The sequence below is a fragment of the Pirellulales bacterium genome, from assembly GCA_019694435.1.
Classification (GTDB): domain Bacteria; phylum Planctomycetota; class Planctomycetia; order Pirellulales; family JAEUIK01; genus JAIBBZ01.
The window spans coordinates 275,345-294,143 of sequence record JAIBBZ010000003.1 but is presented as its reverse complement, the minus strand read 5'-3'; the positions used below and the strand labels follow the sequence as shown (position 1 = coordinate 294,143).

Sequence of the window (18,799 nt, the reverse complement as noted above, 5' to 3'; positions counted from 1 at the left end):
ACTCGCGGCAGGGGATCGTCGGGCGACCAGAGGGGCAACGGTCCGTGGGCCGTTTAAACGGCGTGATGCCTGCGCGTGACATTGCGCCGCTCGTTGTGCCGGGTCCGGAGATAGCCCCAATCCATGGCAAAGGCCTCGGCATACCGCTCGCGATCGGTATAGGTCGTGTTGCGATCGTCCAGCAGGTGGCCCAACTCGTGGATCAGGATGTTGTTCAGATAGAAGTCGCGGATCGCAGCGGCGGTCCAGATCAGCCGCCAGCCGCCGCGCCGATCGACCTGCCACCGACCGCCGTACATCCGGGCTTCCGTCAATTGCGCCGGCTTCGGGGGGACCGGGTAGCACTCGATCAACGACTCTTCAATCGGGTACAGGTACAGCGCCTGGCCCCATTGCATGCCGTAACAGGGGAAACTCGCCTTCTTGTGGGTCATCCGGCTGAACTGCACGACCTGCAAATCGTTGAGAAAGTGCGGGGGCAGCTCTGCCAGGCGTGCTCGGACGTCCTCGGGAGTGACGACGTGCCGGTAACCCTTGCCCGGCGGCTGCACGACAATGCGATAGCCGTCGGCTTCCTCGACCGGCTCGTGCCAATCCTCGGGCGGGGCAAATGGAAGGCGCTCGTTGCGTTGCGCGCGCGCCCGATGGCTCAGTCCCAGGCGCCGCTGGGCCGAGCGGGCACGCTGGCCGAGTGTCTGCGCGTGGTAGAGCTTGGGCGAACGACCGCCACGGTTTTCTGCGAAACGCCGAGCCATGGAAGTAGGCAAAGAGGTTGAAGGGAGATCGCGTAACCGGCACTCTCTTGCGGCCGGATGACGCCCGTTGCTCACGCGAGCGGTTCCCTCCAAATTCCCCGGCTTGCCAAATGCTCGTTTGCCGGGGCCGATGAGCTAAATCCATGGTAAGACGGGCCTTGGCAGTGGAACAAGTGTACGGATTAAGTTGTTGGGATTTAATGACTTGTGTGCATGTTGCAAGGCCGGACAGGTGGCCCCGGGGGGCGGTTTCGGCATGGTTCCGAGGACCGTTTCCGAGTGCGGAAAACGAACGCCGTTGAGGCGCGCGAGCCAGTCGCTCGATAGCAGATGGGGGCGTGCGATGAAGCGCGATGCTCATCGCTATAGAAGTGCGCGACACGCTGCTGCGCAGCGAGGCACGCGAGCGACTGCTCAGCTCAGCCTTGGAAGTGTTGCCAGACTTGCCAGGCAGCGACTGCGGCGATGATCAGACCTGTGCCGATGCCGAGTCCGATTGCTACCGAGACAATTACGCTCACGGGCTTCTCGGGCTTCCGCAGCTTCGACGGACCCAGCGCTGGGCCAGCATCGGCCGGTCCCGCGGCGACGGGGAGATCGGCCAGCAAGTCATCCAACGGAGAACTGACCGGAGGCAACGGCGGCAGTTTTGCCGGAGGGGCCTGCGGCGCGGCAGACGCTGTCTTGCGAACCGCGGAGCCGCCTGCAGCACGCTTGGCCGAATCACCTGGCGCGGCGCCGGCCGGCGGCTTCGGGCGGAGCACGTTCGAACCGCCGGCGCGTGGGCTCGAACCTGTGGGTGGTGCTTGACGTGGCGCGCCACCCTTTTGAACGCTCGAGGGTGAGGGCTGCTTGGCGGTCGGGGACGCCTGCTTGGGCTTTTCGTCCTCGTCCGGGGCCAGGCTCAGGCAAGAGTCGCTTGCCATGATCGGCGGACTGGTCGTCACCGGGCGCTTGTCGGTGTCGCTCGAGCGGTTGGTGACCGTGTCCGATGGCAACGGCGCCTGGAACCGCGATTCGCTGGGCATCCGCCCGATGATGCTCGAACCGCTGCCGCGCGACGAAAGGGGGTTGAATCCCGGACGAGTCCGCAGCGAACGTTCGAGCCAGCCGCGCAGGGCCTCGACCACCTGGTGGGCCGATTCGTAGCGACGTTCCGGGGCTTTCGCCATCATCCGCTGGCAAATGGCGACGAGTTCTGCGGGAGCGTCCGGGCGATCTTTCGTGATGGGCGCCGGTTCCTGCGTCTGATGCATCATCAGCCGCTGGGCCAGCGTCCCTTCGGGAAAAGGTGGGTGGCCGGTGAGCAGAAAATAGAGCGTACCGCCCAGGCTGTAGATGTCGGCCCGACGATCGACCGTGTGGCTGTTCAGGGCCTGCTCAGGAGCGAGGTAATCGGCCGTTCCCAGCACGTTCTCATCGTGCGTGATCGTCAGCGAGCAATGTTCGTCGTCCGAGAACCGGGCCAGTCCCATGTCGAGGATTTTGACGACGCCCGTTTTGGCGAGCAGCAAGTTGGCCGGTTTGATATCGCGATGCACCAAGCCGCGCTCATGTGCATAGGCCAGGCCCTCGGCCGCCTGGGCGATGTAGTCGGCCGCCGCGGCATAGCTCAGCGGACCCTCGTCGCGGACGACCTGTTGCAGGTCTCGCCCTTCGACGAATTCCATGACCAGGAAGTGCGTCTTGCCGTCGCTGTCGACGTCGAAGGCCCGCACGATGTTCGCGTGTTCGAGCTGGCCCGCGGCTCGGGCCTCGCGATAGAAGCGGCCCAGGTACGACGAGTCGTTGACCCGGTTTTGCGGCAGCACCTTGATGGCGCGCCGGCTGTGCATCAGCGTATGCTCGCCCAGGTACACGCTGCTCATACCGCCGTGGCCGATCAGGCCCAGCAGCTTGTACTTGCCGAGAAAGAATCCCTTGTGCCGGCCCTCGAGCAGCTTGTCGCATTGCCACTGGGTGAGGTGACCACCCTCGACAAGCTTGCGGCTCAGGATGCGGCTGCCGCCTTCGTCACCCGACGATTGGACCTCGTCGATGACACGGTCCAACTGCTCGCTGTCGAGCAGGCCGCTGCGACGCACCAGGTCGGCGAAATTGTCAAGGGTTTGTTTGGCCATGCCCACGTCGCCTGCGTTGGATTGCGACGTTGTGCGCGGGTGAATTACGGCGAACGTTCTTGCAGTCCGCACCGCAAGATCGTTGCGCGGGGTTCTAGCGCGCGCAGGGCCAACACAAGCCTCGAACGAGACGGTCCGACCCACGCTCGCACTACGTTGTTGCCTGCTCCTAAGTATCGAGGCTACCAACGATTGCGAAAAGATACCACAATAAAATGGCTGTCCTACCGCCGGATCGCGGGGGACGGTCGCATTGGACAGGTTCTTTCGTTCCGGTCGCAGGACCCTGCTTCCGAGTGGTGGGAAGACGCAGATGATTCCACCGAGCCCGTCCGATCGGCCCGAGATCCTCATTTTGACCCGCGCCAGCTGCGGTCTGTGCGAAGAGGCGGCCGAGTTGTTCTTGAGCCTGGGACTCGAGCCGCGGCGCGTCGATATCGATACCGATCCGGTGTTGCGGGCACGCTACACCGATTGCGTGCCTGTGGTGTTCGTCGATGGCCGGCTGCGGTTTCGCGGGCGGGTCGATCCCCGGCTGTTGAGCCGGCTGCTGCGAGGCCTGGCCCGATGAACGTGTTGGGAATGTTCGTCAAACGGGCAGCGCCGGGGCAGGTGAAGACCCGGTTGGCGGCGAGCATCGGTCCGGTGGCTGCGGCGCGCGTCTATGAAGCATTTGTCGAGACGCTGCTCGCCCGGTTGGCGTCGGCCGGCCAGCAACGCCTGTTGGCAGTTTCCCCCGACGAGGCGGTTGCCCATTTCTCACGACAGATTCCGGCATCGCCGTGGCAGGTCGTTCCCCAGGGAGCCGGCGATCTGGGCGCGCGAATGGCACGCTTCTTTGCCCAGGACGACGGCGCCTCGCAGCGCCGGGTTCTGGTCGGCTCCGATTGTCCGCAGCTTTCACCGCAGGCCGTGGAAGAGGCGTTCGAGTTGCTCCGATCGAAGCGCGTCGTGCTAGGGCCTGCCGAAGACGGCGGCTACTACCTGATAGGGTTGTCGGGCGAGACGCCCGATTTGTTCCTGGACATGCCCTGGAGTACGACCGACGTGCTGGCCTTGACACTCGATCGGCTGCGGACGGCGGGCATCGAGCCGGCGCTGCTGGCGCGGCAATTCGATGTGGATGTTGCGGACGACCTTGCTCGCCTGCGCGGCGAGCTGTCGCAGTCGCGCGACCCGCACCTGGTCCGACTTGCCCAGCGTCTGGACGAAATCCTGGGCGCTCGCGGCTAACCGACCGTGGTTAGTCGATCTACACTGGCAGGCAGTGAACCCACCTGGCGTTGCGGTTGCGGAGTTGAGCCATTTTGGACGACGTGTTGATCATCGGCGGCGGCGTGATCGGCTTGTCGCTGGCCTATGAACTGGCGACGCGCGGGAGGCGCGTGCGATTGCTCGAACGCGGAGCCGTCGGACAAGAGGCTTCCTGGGCGGGCGCGGGAATTCTGCCGCCGGGCAACCGCAGCACGGCCACCGATCCGTTCGCCATGCTCCAGGGACTCAGCGCCGAGCTGCATCCCCAATGGGCCGAGCGCTTGCGCGCCGAGACGGGCATCGACACGGGGTTTCGTCGTTGCGGCGGGTTGTATGTGGCTCGCGACGCTCAAGCGGCCGCTCTATTGGAGCTGGCCGAGCATGAGTTTGGCCGCCGGGCCATTCGCGTCGAACGCCTGGCGTGCGCCGAGGCGCGGCGGCTCGAGCCGGCGCTGTTCGCTGGATCGTCCGTCGTCGCCGATGCGGTCTTGCATCTGCCCGACGAGTGCCAGGTGCGCAACCCCTGGCATCTGCGCGCGTTGGAAACGGCGTGCCGCCGCCGCGGGGTCCTGATCGAGCTCGACCGGCCGGTCTTGGGGTTCGAGCGAGCAGGCCGCCGGGTAACGGCGGTCAACACGCCCGATGGCCCTCGCGTCGCGGCAACGTACTGCCTGGCCACCGGGGCTTGGAGCCGCGAGCTGGCGGCGCAATTGAACGTCGAGCTGCGGTTGAAGCCGATTCGCGGACAGATTGCCTTGTTGAATACTGGCGAACGGCTATTCTCGCGCGTGATCAACGAAGGTTCACGCTATCTGGTGCCGCGCGAGGACGGCCGAGTGCTCGTCGGCTCGACCGAGGAAGATGCCGGGTTCGAAAAACGCAACACGGCCGCAGGGATCGCCGGGCTCTTGGAACTGGCCGCAGGACTGGTACCCCCCTTGGCCGCCGCCACGCTGGAGAAGTGCTGGTCGGGCTTGCGCCCATCGAGCCCTGACGGCACGCCCTACCTGGGCCTGCTGCCCGGCTACGAAAATTTCTTTGCAGCCGCGGGCCATTTCCGTAGCGGGTTGCAGCTTTCGCCGGCCACGGCCGTGGTCCTGGCGCAGTTGATGCTGGGCGAGCGACCGGAGGTCGACTTGGAGCCGTTCGGGCCGCTGTAGGACCGATGGGCCGCTCGCAGGGGCGGTCGGCCGAAATCAGACGCCGACGGCCGCGCGGAGCCAGAGCCGCTTGACCTGCCGCGCCAGGACCGCGGGGCCCTCGCGCAGGGCGAATTGGGCGTCGACGTGGCCTTCGTTGAAGGCCGCCTTGTTCATGCCGTAGACGTCGCTCGTAGCTTCGTCCTGGCCGAGCACGTAGCCACCGGCGGCGCGGATCAGGCCGCAACCGTCTGCGCCGTCACGGCCCATGCCGGTCATGATCACGCCGAGCACGCGGTTACCGTAAATCTCGGCCGCGCACTTCATCATCACGTCGATGCTGGGCCTGTGGCCGCTCACCGGATCGCCGTCGCGCAACAGGGCCTTGACCACGTTGCCATCGCGACGCAACTGCAGGTGCACGCCGCCGCGGGCAATCAGCACCTGGTTGGGCACAAGCACGTCGCCCGTTTCGGCCTCTTTGATGTTCAGTCTGGAATTCGAATTGAGCCGCCAGGCGAATGGTCCGGTGAAGTGGGGCGGCATGTGCTGCACCACCACGATCGGCGGCAGCGGCGGCTGCAAATTTTCGAACAGATAGGACAACGCCGGCGGGCCGCCGGTCGAGATGCCGATGGCGATGCATCTGTCCGCATATTCGACGGGGGTGTCACCCGGTTTCGATGCGCCGCCGGCGTGCAATGCCGGCTTGGTGGGGGCCACCGCGCGACGGTTGACCCGGTCGCGGCGGATTTGCATGATCCGGGCCACGTCGGTGCCGGCCATCGAACGCACCTTGCGGACCAGCTCGTCGCCCAGCACTTGGCGCGCCGCGGCCGTGCCCTCGGGCTTGGCCACGTAGTCGAGCGCACCCCGGTCGAGAGCATCGAGCGTGATCTGCGCGCCGCGCTGCGTCAGCGAGCTGACCATAATCACCGGCACCGGGTGAACCAGCAGCAACTGATCGAGCGTCTGCAAGCCATCCATGCCGGGCATTTGAATATCGAGCGTGATCACGTCGGGCCGCTCAGCCTTGGCGATCTCGAGCGCTTGGTTGCCGTCGCGCGCCTTGCCGACGATCTCGAGTCCCGCGGCCTCAAGGTTCTCGGCAATCATTTCCCGCATCAACACGGAATCATCGACGACCAAAACGCGGATCGGTTTCAAGGCCATGGAAGCACTCGCAGTCGGAGGGACCGAAGTTACTGCGACACGGGCCGCAGTCAGGCAAAGTTACATCGGAAAACGCTAGCTCATTGTTCGCCCTTTGCAGCGAATCGACGACGCGATACGCCGGCAGGTGCCGCACAACCGTCACGATCGATGCCCTGTTCAGCGCGCGGGCTGAAGGGCCACGGCCGCTACGCCGGGAGCCCCGGGCCAAGCGGCCGAATCGGCGATTGTGTACTTCATGCCTGTACGATCGAGTGATTCGATCAAGCGGTGTGCCGCAGCCAGAGCACGCGCGAGCGACCCTCGTTGCAGGACCAAGATCGGGCCCGGGAAAGGATGCCTTCCGGTCAGTTCGCGCGCGACGGCGTGCAGATCGTCGCCGCGACCGGGAAGCAGCAGCCGTTGCGGCGAACGCAGGTCATAAAGGTTGTTGACGGGCAGCAGCAGGTAGTCGTCCTGCGCGGCCGAGGGCGGCAGCGCGGCCTCGATCAGGCCGGAATTCACAACCACGGCCGCTGGCCCAGCGAAGCGGCGCGCCCACGCCGCGGCCGCGCGCCAATCCTCGCGCGCGTGCGGCGAAGCCTGCGGTGCGGCGAGCGCCGCGCGCAACGATCCGCGCGTGCCCAGCCAAGGGTACCAAAGCGTCAGCACCGTCACGACGACTGGCAGCCAGGTCCGCTGCGCGGGCGTTTGCGCACCGCGTCCGACGCGCGCCGCGACCCACGCCGCCAACAGGCCCGGTACGACCGCGACCCCCACCAGATACCGCGGCAGAAACAGCCGCGCGAAGTCGCCCAGCGTCGCGATCGCGGTCAGCAGCAGGGGGGCCAACAACCAGCACCAGAGCAGCCGCACCCGCGTTGGATCTTCGGCCGGCGCACGCCGTACGACCGGCAACATGCTGGCCCACGGCAGCACGACGACAGGCAGCACGGGAAACAGCGTCAACAGCTGGAACGCAAAGTTTGCCGGCGTCAGCGCGGGCACGAATTGCTGCCAGAGCTCCCGGTGGCCGGCGATGGCCTGCAAGGCGCCGATCGACGGTGCCATGAGCATCAGCGTGACGGCGATGTCTTGCGCCAGTTTGACGATGCCGTAGCGTCGAGCCGCCGCCGGGTCGCGCGCGAGCCAGGCGGCGTAGAGCCACAGGCCGACCGTCGGCAGCACGGCCGTGTAGTGCAGCCAATAGTTCACCGATGCCAAGGCCACGGCCACGAGCCGTACCGCGCGCGATCCGGTGGCCAAGACCCGATCGAAGACGACCAGTTGCGCGAGCGCGACGCACTGCACGCAGGCGTAAGGACGTGCATCCTGCGCGTAGAAGATCGAGTACCGGTCGCCGGCGACGTACAGACCCGCCACCAGGGCCGCGCTCGCCGAACCGGTCCAGCGCCAGGCGACCCAGCCCGTGGCCGGCACGAGGAGCGAGCCGGCGACCAAAGAAACGAGGCGCAGGCCCAGCTCGCTGCGGCCGCCGGCCTGCATCACGAGCCACACGAGCCAAGAGTAAAGCGGCGGCTGATTGCCCTGTTCGGCTCGCGAAGCGACCTGAGCCAGGTCTCCCCAGACCGTCCAACTGGTGTGCAACTCATCGAGCCAAAGGCTGTGCGTCACGTCGCGCCAGCGCAGGGCGCAGCCGCAGGCCATCGCCAGGCCGAGCGCGGCGCAGAGCCGCAGCGGCGGCCAGGGATGAGAGGCAGGGGAGTTCACGCCCCTGATTCTAAGGTCGCGTCAGCCGCGCACGAAGTTCTGCACGACACCGCAACGACAGGCCTGGAGATTCGGGAAGCAGCGCAACGCCTGGTTCAGCTCGGGGGCCGCCGGCCGGCGCGTGTCCTGTACGAACAGCAGTTCGGCGGGTTGCAGACCGATCAGACCAGCCACTTGCGCGCCACGCGACAGCGATCCGACATCGACAATCACGCGGTCGAATCGATCGACCAGCTCGCGCCAGAAACGGGGGAGCGCCGCGTGCCCCAGGATTTGTTCCGTGCGGGCCACGGCGCCAGCCAGCGGTGCGAGCACGGCGCGATCGCCGAGCGATTCGACCAACGCCTCGCCCGGCGGCAGTTCCGCAACCAGCGTCGCCGTCCAACTGGTCGAGGCTTGCAGGCCCAACCGGATCGCCAGGCTCGGATCGGAAAGGTCGGCATCGACGAGCACGACCCGCTCGCCGGCAGCGATTGCCGTGCGTGCCAGACACAAGGCGACGGTCGTCGCGCCGGCGCCCTGCCCGCCGCCGGCGACGAAGATGGCCCGCCGCGTGTCCGCCAGTGCGTCGCTCGCCGCAAGTTGGTCGGACATGTCCCGCTGGACCATCGCGAGCAATTCGATGACCGCGCTGGGCCAGGCGAACGCAGGCACTTCGAGCGCCGGTTCCCAAAGAGCGGTTTGTTTCACCAGGCCGGCCGCCGCGCGGTTCAGGTCTTGCAACCAGCCGAGATCTTCGACGCGGGCCGTATCGAGCGCCGTGGTCGTCCAGGGTTCGTCGGGCAACGCGTCCGAGGTGTCGACGGTCGAGCCGGACTGTTGGAACAAGTTGCTCGGCAGCGTCGGCCGGCTGGAACTGGCCACGAAGGCCGCCGCGGGCTTGAGCACGCTTGCGTGGGCCGTATCGTGCCTTAGGCCGCTCTCGGGGGCTTTGGGCGGGGCCGATTCCGCATCGGGCGGCGGGGCATAGCGCGTCGCTCGCGGCCGTGCTGGCCCGCGACGCGGCACGGTTGATTCGCCGGCAGTTGCCCCAGGCGTCGCGCCGGGGGTCGGGCTCGAACGTCGGGCCGTGCTCATGGATTCACCGCCTGGATGACGCCTTGAAGTTTTGCACCCGGTGCCGCCACCGGGGGCGTGCGCACGATCGTTGTCGTCGGCGGCAAGCGGCGGGCCATCAACTCGGGAGACCGGGATTGCGTGGCCGGATAAACGGTCTGTGGTCCGAGGTGGTCGAACCCGCCGGGCGGCGGTTCGATGTGCGGAGGCGCCGGCTTCCCGTTCGGTTCGGTCGGAGGCAAATGCTCGACAGGCATGCCGAACGAGTCGGTGACGCGCCGCGGCGGGTGCACCTTGACGCGATTGGTGACGGCCGGCGCATTGCCGGCCGCTTGAGTCCCGGCCGGTGGGGCGTCGGCCACGGTGGCCAAGCTGAGTGGCTGGTTCGTTCCCACAGTGGGCGATCGGCGCACTTGGTTCGGCGGCGGCATCGGCGACGCGCTCACGGGGGCCGGGGCGGATGCGGCTGTCGCGGTGGACGTGGGCGCCGGTGGCGGCGGGCTGTCCGGCGTGGCTTGCGGAGCGACGTCGCTGCCGGCAGCAGACGGTTGTGCCAGCGCCGGAGCAGACAGCGCCGAATTGGCGGGTTTAAACGGCGGCGCGTCTGGCTTGTTCGGTTCGACCACGGCCGCCGTGAGCGGTGAATTCCAAGCGGCCGCATCCTTCGCGGGCTGCTTGGTTGCAACCTGCGACGTTGCCGGCGCCGCAGCCGGTTCGCCCGAGCCGCCGTTGAGCAAGACGAGGAGCAAGACACACGCCAGCGCCAAGACAGCGGCCAGCAGGGCGTTGGGCTGCGCCAGTGCCTGCATCATACGCGGCAGCCCCGGCTGCGCAGACGTCGAAGCGATCGTAGCGGAACCGGCCGAGGCGTTAGCGCGCGCCAGCCGTGCCGCGCGCACCAGTCCGACCACGGCCAAGACCAATTTGATCTCTGGACGAACCAGCAGCGACGAAAACCCGCCGAACAACGCCAGCAACCGCGCGACCCGCGTGGGATGCAACGAGTGGCGAACGACTTGCGCCGCCTGTTGGGCGACTTCGATCGCCAACGCCTGGTCCGACGCGGCCGTGGCTTCGAACACGGCGTCTGTGGCGGCTGCATCGACGGGAAGCACCGGGGATCGACGGGCAGGAGGCAGCGACGCGCTTGTCGCCGGCCGGGCCTGGTAACTGATTTCCGCGGGCGGCCGCTCGATGTGCGCTGCACGTTCAAGCGTGCGCAGGGAGGTGGTTGCCAGGGCCTGGTCGACGGCATGCAAATCGATCGTCCAGGAGTCGATCGCAGCGCTGGCGAACGGGTCTGCCGAGAGCGGCATGGCCGCAAGCGCCGATTGCGGTTGGACCGTGGCCGGCGCGACGTGGTCTGCCGCCGCCAAGGCCGCAGCCAGCGGCGCTGGGGCCAGGTCCGGCAGCCGCAGCACGATTTTCACCTGCTCGAGTGCCGTGGCCGGAAGACGATCGATCGGCTCGCTCGCCACGGCGTTGTTTCGAGCGGTGCGTTGATTGGCAGCCATGCGCGATCGCACCTCGCATCAAGTCAGGACGGTCCCTCACTCGGGATTATCGGCTGCCGAAGTTGACGGTCTTGAGCCCTGAGGCGGATGTGCGGATTGTGCGGCAGCCGGCTCTAGAACCGGGCGGCGCGAATGCAAATCGCCGTAACTCAATGTCGTGTTTGACTTTCGGTTCTTGTCTCCGGGGAGCCGTTTTGAGATACTAGCGAACGCCCGGCGGCCGTCGGGCGTCGAGGGGGTGGTACCCGCTCGAGCCTTAGGGAGATGGAGGAGTTCCTGGCGATGTCGATCGTTGCCCGACCCGATACGCGACTGCTGCTTGAACGCCTGCTGGCCGAGCGGATTCTGGTGCTCGACGGCGGGATGGGCACGATGATTCAGGCCCTGAATTTGTCGCCCGCCGACATTCGCGGGCCCGAGTTCGCCAACCACCCCACCGATTTCAAGAACTTTCCCGACATTCTCTGCCTGACGCAGCCCGAGGCGATCGAGGAGATTCATCGTCGCTACTTCGCGGCGGGGGCCGACATCGTCGAGACCAACAGCTTCGGCGCCACGCGGGTCGCGATGGCAGAGTTCGGGCTCGAGCGGCATGCGCGGCGGGTGAACGTCGCAGCGGCGGCCTGCGCACGGCGTGCGGCCGACGCGATGATGGCCATCGATCCCACGCGCTCGCTGTTTGTCGCCGGGTCGATCGGCCCTACGACCAAGACGGCGTCGCTCTCGCAGAAGACCGACGATCCGGCACATCGCGGGGTGACCTTCGACGAGCTGGTCGATTCGTACTACGAGCAGGTCGACGGGCTCGTCGAAGGGGGCGTCGACATCCTCTTCCCCGAGACCAGTTTCGACACGCTCAACATGAAGGCGTGCCTGTTCGCGATCGAAAAGTTCTTCGAAGATCGCCAGGTGCATGTGCCGGTCATGGTCTCGGTGACCATCATTCAGGAAGGCAGCGGCCGGACGATGGCCGGCCAGACGCTCGAAGCGTTCTGGACCAGCATCTCGCACATGGATTTGTTGAGCGTCGGGCTCAATTGCGCGTTGGGTGCCGACAAGATGCGGCCGTTCCTCGAGGAGTTGTCGGCCATCGCGCCGGTCTATGTGAGCTGTCATCCGAACGCGGGCCTGCCCAACGGCTTTGGCGGCTACGACGAAACGCCCGAGCACATGGCCCGGATCTTGGGCGAGTATGCCGACAACGGCTGGTTGAACATCGTCGGCGGTTGCTGCGGCACGACCCCGGCGTTCATCGAGGCGATCGCGCGGACGATGCACGACAAGACGCCGCGACGCCGGCCCAAGCTTAAGCCGATGACGCGCTATTGCGGCACCGACACGTTGACGCTGCGCCCCGACACGAACTTCATCATGATCGGCGAACGGACCAACGTGACGGGTTCGCGCAAGTTCGCCCGGCTGGTGCTGTCCGGCGATTACGACGCTGCGGTCGAGGTGGCGCGGCAGCAGGTCGAGGGCGGCGCGAACATGCTCGACGTCAACATGGACGAAGCCATGCTCGACGGCGAACAGGCCATGTCGAGGTTCTTGAACCTGATCGTCGCCGAGCCCGACATCGCCCGCGTGCCGATCATGATCGACAGCTCGAAATGGTCGGTCATCGAGGCGGGGCTGAAATGCGTGCCCGGCAAGTCGGTGGTCAACTCGATCAGCCTCAAGGAAGGCGAGGCGGCGTTCTTGCGCGTCGCCCGACTGGTACGGCGCTACGGCGCGGCGGTCGTCGTAATGGCCTTCGACGAAACCGGCCAGGCGGTCACGGCCGAGCACAAGGTCGCCATTTGCCAGCGGGCCTACCGCCTGTTGACCGAGCAGGTGGGCATGCCCCCGGAAGACATCATCTTCGACCCCAACATCCTGACGGTCGCCACGGGCATCGAAGAACACAACGACTATTGCATCGCCTTTCTCGAGGCCACGCGGCGGATCAAGCAAGTCTGCCCGGGTGCCCGGGTCTCCGGCGGCGTAAGCAACATCTCGTTCTCGTTCCGCGGCAACGACGCCGTCCGCGAGGCGATGCACTCGGTGTTCCTCTATCACGCCATTGCCGCCGGGCTCGACATGGGCATCGTCAACGCGGGACAGCTGGCCGTGTACGAGGAGATCCCGGCCGAGCTGCGCGAGCGCGTCGAGGACGTGCTGCTCAATCGCCGCGACGACGCGACCGAGCGGCTGATCGAGTTGGCCGAGTCGGTCAAGTCGCAAGGCAAGACGGCCGCCACGACCGAAGACGCCTGGCGCAGCGAGCCGGTCGAGAAGCGCCTGGCACACGCGCTGATCAAAGGCATCACGAACTACATCGAGAGCGACGTCGAAGAGGCCCGGCAGAAGTCGACACGCTGCCTCGACGTGATCGAAGGACCGCTGATGGACGGCATGAGCGTCGTCGGCGATTTGTTCGGCGCCGGCAAGATGTTCCTGCCCCAGGTGGTCAAGAGCGCCCGGGTGATGAAGAAGGCCGTGGCCTATTTGTTGCCTTTCATGGAGGCTGAAAAGCAGGCCTCGGGCGCGGCCGCCCAGGTGCGGGGGACGATCCTGTTGGCCACGGTCAAAGGCGACGTCCACGACATCGGCAAGAACATCGTCGGCGTGGTGCTGGCCTGCAACAACTACCAGATCGTCGACCTGGGCGTGATGGTCTCGTGCGAAAAGATCCTGGAAGCGGCCGTCCAGCATGGCGCCGACATTATCGGCCTGTCCGGCCTGATCACGCCCAGCCTGGACGAGATGGTGCACGTGGCGCGCGAGATGCAGCGGCAGGGCTTTCAGGTGCCCTTGTTGATCGGCGGAGCCACGACCAGCGCCAAGCACACGGCCGTCAAGATCGCGCCGGCATATCACCACGCGACGGTTCACGTGCTCGACGCTTCGCGCAGCGTCGGCGTCGTGGAGCAGTTGCTCAATCCCCACGCCCGCGACCACTACCTCAACCTGGTTCGCACCGAACAGTCGCAGCTCGTCGAGTCGTACCGCGCCCGGCAGACGACCAACCTGGTGCCCTATGCGACGGCCGTAGCGGGCCGCTTCCAAACCGACTGGTCCGAGGTGCGCATCGACCGCCCGGCGTCGATCGGCCGCCGGGTGCTCGACGACTTCCCGTTGGCCGAATTGGTCGACTACATCGATTGGTCACCCTTCTTCATGGCCTGGGAGCTCAAGGGCAAGTATCCGGCGATCCTGAGCGACGCGACCTATGGCGCCGAAGCGACGCGGCTGCACCAGGATGCCTTGGCGCTGCTCGACCAGATCGTCCGCGAACGGCTGCTTCGCGCGCGGGGCGTCTACGGCTTCTGGCCGGCGGCCTCCGACGGCGACGATATCGTCGTCTACCAGGACGAGGCCCGGCGGCACGAGCTGAAGCGGTTTCACACGCTCCGGCAGCAGTGGCAGCGCAAGGGGCAGGAGACGTTCTACGCGCTGGCCGATTTCATCGCGCCGTTCGACAGCGGGCGGCAAGATTACCTCGGGGCATTCGCCGTCACCGCGGGGATCGGCTGCGACGAGCTCGTGCGGCGCTTCGAGGCCGATCACGACGACTACCACGCCATTCTCGTCAAGGCGCTGGCCGATCGCCTGGCCGAGGCGTTTGCCGAACGTCTGCACCAGATTGCCCGCGGCGACTGGGGATATGGCCGCGACGAACGCCTGACCAACGACCAGTTGATTGCCGAGGAATATCGCGGCATCCGCCCGGCGCCCGGCTACCCCGCCTGTCCCGACCACACGGAAAAGCGGACGCTGTTCGATCTGCTCGGTGCCGAAGACGCGACCGGTATCGTGCTGACCGAGAATTTCGCCATGTACCCGGCGGCCAGCGTCAGCGGGCTCTACTTCGGTCATCCCGAGGCGCGCTACTTTGCCGTCGATCGCGTGACGCGCGACCAGGTCGAGGCCTACGCGCGGCGTAAGGGTATGAGCCTCGCCGAAGTCGAACGCTGGCTCGCTCCGAACCTGGGCTACGAGCCCGGCACCGGCTGAGCGGCCACTCGCTCCAGTTCAAGGAACATCCGATGGGCGCACGGACGCGCGGCGCGGCGAGTCTCCTGGCGGCTGTCAAATCGCGCGCCCGCAACGGGTGGCTGTTGCGCGGCGCGCTGCGCGTGCTGTTGTCGACCTGGAAAGCGGCGCGCCTGGTGCCGGGCCTGAACCGCATGCGCTGGACGCTGGCGGTCGATGGCCTGCGCATGCGCGTCCGCGTGTTCTCGTACGACGATCTGCTCACGGCCTCGCCCGATTATGAACCGGTGGTGCGCGCACAATTGCCGCCGCGGGGCGCGACGGCCATCGACGCCGGTGCATTCATCGGGCGGCACACGCTCGAGCTGGCGCGGGCCGTGGGGCCTCGGGGGCGCGTGGTGGCGATCGAGCCGCACCCCGAGAACTTCGCGCTGCTGGAAACCAACGTGCGTCTCAACGGCGCTCCGGGGATTACCTGCGTGCCGGTTGCCCTGGGGGCCGCCGATGGGCTCGGGCTGCTGCGCTCCGAGCGCGAGACTTCGACGGCGCAGTTGGCCGCAGCGAACGACGCCTCCGGCCGGGGAGAGCCGGTGTGCGTGCGCGCGCTCGATGCCCTGCTCGAGGAGTTGGGCATCGCGCACGTCGACTGGATCAAGCTCGATGTGGAAGGGGCCGAACTCGAGGTGCTTACCGGGGCCGAACGCCTATTGACCGGACCCGCGCCGCCGCGGTTGCTGATCGAGGTGCACGGCAGCGGGCCCCAGGGGGGCGATTGTGCTCGCCGGCTCCGGCAATGGCTCGCCGCCCGGCGGTTCGAAATTGCCGAGCATTTCGACGGCCAGCGACGGTTATTCTCCGCCCGGATCGGGGTCGCGCCGGCGCTGGGACCCCAAACCGGGCAGACAGATATCTCTGTTGAGCGGGAGGTTGACCAGGGTATACTGACCGAAGATTAGCCAGCTAATAAATCGCGCAGCGCCAGGCTGTGTTAATCGCACCTAAACGGAGACCTCACCGATGGTAAGCGTCCGCAAGTGTGCGCTCTTCATTGTGCTTTTTGGTTGTGGCGCGACGGTGGTCGCAGCAGACCTCGATCCTGGGATGCCGCTCGAACAACAGCGCGGCTACCGCATCTTGATCGAGCAGGCATTCGTGCCGGCAAGCCTCGATCAAGAACTCTTCGACAACATGTGGAAGGTGTGGGAAGAGCCCGCGCGTACCGAGGCCGAAAAGGCCACGGCTGCCGAGCGTCGACGCATGACGCTCTCGCGCTACGGCCTGATGGACGCGCCGGGTCGCGAAGGTGGCATTCCGATGCAATATGCCGACGACGGCCAAGGTGGTTGGTCGAGCAATTGCTTGCTGTGCCACGGCGGCAAGGTGGCCGGCAAGGTGATCGCCGGCGTTCCGAACACGCACATCGCGCTCGAGACGCTCTCGCACGAAACGTACAAGACCAAGAAACTGCTCGGCCGCGAGGTTTCGCCGGTCGAGGTGACGGGGCTCATGGTGCCCCTCGGCAAGTCGAACGGCACGACCAATGCGATTATCTTCGGCGTGGCCCTGGCTGCGTTTCGGGACCCGGATTTGAACTTCCATCCTGAGAATCCGATGCCCAAGCTGGTGCACAACGACCACGACGCGCCCCCGTGGTGGCACGTGAAGCGCAAGGAATTCCTCTACGCCGACGGCTTTGCCGGCAAGGGGCACCGGGCCCTGATGCAGTTCATGATGGTGCCCTCGAACGGGCCCGAGATGTTCCACAAGTCGGAAGCCGCGTTCAAGGAAATCTACGATTGGGTGCAGCACATCGAGGCTCCCAAGTATCCGTTCGAGATCGACGAGGCCCTGGCCAAGCAAGGCGAAATGTTATTCAACAAGACGTGCGCCGATTGCCACGGCACCTACGGCAAGGACGGCCAATGGCCCGGCGAAATCGTGCCGCTTGACGTCGTCGGGACCGATCGTGCGCGGCTCGATTCGCTCACGCCCGAGATGCGGGCCTCGTACGAGCTGAGCTGGTTCTCGAACTACGGCGAGAAGAAGTCGATCCACGATCCGGGTGGATACGTGGCTCAGCCGCTCGACGGCATCTGGGCTTCGGCGCCGTATTTCCACAACGGCTCGGTGCCGACCTTGTGGCACCTGATGCACCCCGACCAGCGGCCCAAGGTCTGGCAGCGCACCGAAGATGGCTACGACCGTGAGCGCGTCGGGCTCGAGGTGACCGAGTTCACCGAGATGCCGTCCGAGGCCAACACGCCGGTCAAGAAGCGGACCTACTTCGACACCGGTATGTTCGCCAAGAGCGCCGGCGGCCACACCTTCCCCGATAAGCTCAACGAGGAAGAAAAACGCGCCGTACTGGAATACTTGAAGACGCTGTAAGCGGCCTTCGAGCGCCAAAACGTGATCCTTCGAACCCACGGGTCGTCCAGGCCCGTGGGTTTTTTTACGGCTCGGCGCGGCCGGTGCGGCGCGCACGCGCCAGCAGCCAGCCGCCGAGCGCTCCGAAGCCCAACAAGGCGAGCGTCATGCTGCTCGGCTCGGGCACGATGCGCACCTGGCCCGTGGCCACGAGGTCGGCCGACAGGAGCACTTCGATCGCCGAGAGTTGAGGTGCGATCGCCACGGCCGCTCAACTTCCGCGGTTTGACAGCCCCGGGCTCACCGATAGGATTGATCGCACAGGGCACCGGGCCTTGTGCACGTCGCTCCCAACTTGTTGCTGGCAGACGTCTTGCCGCCTCTCCTTGCACGGAAGATCGATCTCTCCATGACGCAGTTTGAAGCCGCCCGAGCGGGCACGATCACGTCCCAGATGGAATATGTCGCGAGTCGCGAGGACTTGCCGGCCGAAACGATTCGCGCCGAAGTCGCGGCGGGCCGGATGGTGATTCCGGCCAACGTCCGGCACCTCGGCAAGCGGCTCGAGCCGATGTGCATCGGCGTCGCGGCGAAGACGAAGATCAACGCCAACATCGGCAATTCGGCCGTGACGAGCAATCGCGAAGGCGAACTCGAAAAGCTGCACGTCGCGGTGCACTTCGGCGCTGACACGGTGATGGACCTGTCGACGGGCAAGGACATCGACGCGATTCGCCAGGCGATCATCGACGCCTCGCCGGTGCCGATCGGTACGGTGCCCATCTACCAGGTCGTGCAGCAGCTTCGCGACATCGAGGACATGACGCCGCAGATGTTCCTGGACATGGTCGAGCACCAGGCGCAGCAGGGCGTCGACTATATGACGATCCACTGTGGCGTGCTGCTCGAGCATCTGCCCCTGACGCTTGGCCGGATCACCGGCATCGTCAGCCGCGGCGGCTCGCTGATGGCCAAATGGATGATGGCCCATCGCCAGCAGAACCCGCTCTATACGCATTTCGAAGACTTGTGCGACATCATGCGCCAATACGACGTCACCTGGAGCTTGGGCGACGGATTGCGCCCCGGCTGCCTGGCGGATGCCAGCGACAAGGCTCAGTTCGCCGAGCTCGAAACGCTGGGCGAGCTGGTCGAACGGGGCTGGGCGCGCGGCTGCCAGGTGATGGTCGAGGGGCCCGGCCACGTGCCGATGAATCAGATCGCCATGAACGTCGAGCGCCAGATTGAGGTCTGCCACGGCGCTCCCTTCTATGTGCTCGGCCCGTTGGTTACCGATATTGCCCCAGGATACGACCACATCACCAGCGCCATCGGTGGCGCCCTGGCCGGCTGGGCCGGCGCGGCCATGTTGTGCTATGTCACCCCCAAGGAGCACCTGGGCCTGCCCGACGCGAACGACGTGCGCGAAGGGGTGATCGCCTACAAGATCGCGGCCCACGCGGCTGACGTGGCGCGCGGTCGCGCCGGAGCGCGCCAGCGCGACGATGCCCTGAGCAAGGCCCGGTTCGAGTTCGACTGGAACGAACAGTTCCGCCTGGCGCTCGATCCCGAACGGGCACGGTCGATGCATGACGAAACATTGCCCCAGGACACGTTCAAGAGCGCGCATTTCTGCAGCATGTGCGGGCCAAAGTTCTGTTCGATGCGGATTTCCGAAGATATCCGCAAGATGCATGCCGAGCGGCCGTTGGTCGAGTTGCCCGCCGGCTGACACG

14 protein-coding genes are annotated in these 18,799 nt (G+C 66.3%); 7 read left to right on the top strand and 7 right to left on the bottom strand.

All coding sequences use genetic code 11. The annotated features are described in order from the left end of the window. Positions 1 to 53 precede the first annotated feature (53 nt). The gene (locus tag K1X74_04930) at positions 54 to 755 is read right to left on the bottom strand and encodes a hypothetical protein (GenBank protein MBX7165672.1); all 702 of its coding nucleotides are present in this window, start codon (positions 753 to 755) and stop codon (positions 54 to 56) included. Positions 756 to 1,174: 419 nt separating this feature from the next. Next, positions 1,175 to 2,875: a protein kinase gene (locus tag K1X74_04925; GenBank protein MBX7165671.1), complete on the bottom strand. Its 1,701-nt coding sequence runs from the start codon at positions 2,873 to 2,875 to the stop codon at positions 1,175 to 1,177. Between the two features lie 313 nt (positions 2,876 to 3,188). Here K1X74_04925 and K1X74_04920 point away from each other — a divergent pair, with 313 nt between their 5' ends. The 3 genes from K1X74_04920 to thiO all read left to right on the top strand — a co-directional run bounded on the left by K1X74_04920 (position 3,189) and on the right by thiO (position 5,289). Continuing rightward, entirely contained in the window at positions 3,189 to 3,446 is a 258-nt protein-coding gene (locus tag K1X74_04920) for a glutaredoxin family protein (GenBank protein ID MBX7165670.1), read from the top strand. Next, positions 3,443 to 4,108, top strand: coding sequence for a TIGR04282 family arsenosugar biosynthesis glycosyltransferase (locus tag K1X74_04915; GenBank protein ID MBX7165669.1), 666 nt, complete (start codon positions 3,443 to 3,445; stop codon positions 4,106 to 4,108). The genes K1X74_04920 and K1X74_04915 overlap by 4 nt, the downstream gene beginning before the upstream one ends. Before the next feature lie 74 nt (positions 4,109 to 4,182). Then, positions 4,183 to 5,289, top strand: coding sequence for a glycine oxidase ThiO (thiO, locus tag K1X74_04910; GenBank protein ID MBX7165668.1), 1,107 nt, complete (start codon positions 4,183 to 4,185; stop codon positions 5,287 to 5,289). A 36-nt stretch (positions 5,290 to 5,325) separates the two neighbouring features. Here thiO and K1X74_04905 read toward each other — a convergent pair whose 3' ends face one another. From K1X74_04905 to K1X74_04890, 4 genes are all read right to left on the bottom strand, one after another. After that, positions 5,326 to 6,417, bottom strand: coding sequence for a chemotaxis response regulator protein-glutamate methylesterase (locus tag K1X74_04905; GenBank protein MBX7165667.1), 1,092 nt, complete (start codon positions 6,415 to 6,417; stop codon positions 5,326 to 5,328). A gap of 183 nt (positions 6,418 to 6,600) precedes the next feature. Next, the gene (locus K1X74_04900; protein ID MBX7165666.1) at positions 6,601 to 8,151 is read right to left on the bottom strand and encodes a glycosyltransferase family 39 protein; all 1,551 of its coding nucleotides are present in this window, start codon (positions 8,149 to 8,151) and stop codon (positions 6,601 to 6,603) included. Between the two features lie 21 nt (positions 8,152 to 8,172). After that, positions 8,173 to 9,228: a hypothetical protein gene (locus K1X74_04895; protein MBX7165665.1), complete on the bottom strand. Its 1,056-nt coding sequence runs from the start codon at positions 9,226 to 9,228 to the stop codon at positions 8,173 to 8,175. Beyond that, positions 9,225 to 10,721: a hypothetical protein gene (locus tag K1X74_04890; GenBank protein ID MBX7165664.1), complete on the bottom strand. Its 1,497-nt coding sequence runs from the start codon at positions 10,719 to 10,721 to the stop codon at positions 9,225 to 9,227. Before K1X74_04890 ends, K1X74_04895 begins: the two co-directional genes overlap by 4 nt. Before the next feature lie 282 nt (positions 10,722 to 11,003). Here K1X74_04890 and metH point away from each other — a divergent pair, with 282 nt between their 5' ends. The 3 genes from metH (at position 11,004) to K1X74_04875 (ending at position 17,084) form a co-directional block, all read left to right on the top strand. Further along, positions 11,004 to 14,717 (top strand): methionine synthase, encoded by a 3,714-nt coding sequence (gene metH / locus K1X74_04885; GenBank protein MBX7165663.1) that lies wholly within the window; start codon positions 11,004 to 11,006, stop codon positions 14,715 to 14,717. Positions 14,718 to 14,749: 32 nt separating this feature from the next. Beyond that, positions 14,750 to 15,652: an FkbM family methyltransferase gene (locus tag K1X74_04880; GenBank protein MBX7165662.1), complete on the top strand. Its 903-nt coding sequence runs from the start codon at positions 14,750 to 14,752 to the stop codon at positions 15,650 to 15,652. Positions 15,653 to 15,797: 145 nt separating this feature from the next. Continuing rightward, positions 15,798 to 17,084: a c-type cytochrome gene (locus tag K1X74_04875; GenBank protein MBX7165661.1), complete on the top strand. Its 1,287-nt coding sequence runs from the start codon at positions 15,798 to 15,800 to the stop codon at positions 17,082 to 17,084. 64 nt (positions 17,085 to 17,148) lie between these two features. On the opposite strand, the gene K1X74_04870 is transcribed toward K1X74_04875, so the two are convergent. Next, on the bottom strand, positions 17,149 to 17,328 hold the full coding sequence (locus K1X74_04870) for a PEP-CTERM sorting domain-containing protein (protein MBX7165660.1): 180 nt from the start codon (positions 17,326 to 17,328) through the stop codon (positions 17,149 to 17,151). A gap of 144 nt (positions 17,329 to 17,472) precedes the next feature. Between K1X74_04870 and thiC the strand changes: the two genes are divergently transcribed. Next, complete coding sequence (thiC, locus tag K1X74_04865; protein ID MBX7165659.1) at positions 17,473 to 18,795, top strand: phosphomethylpyrimidine synthase ThiC; 1,323 nt, start codon at positions 17,473 to 17,475, stop codon at positions 18,793 to 18,795. The last annotated feature ends 4 nt before the right edge of the window (positions 18,796 to 18,799 follow it).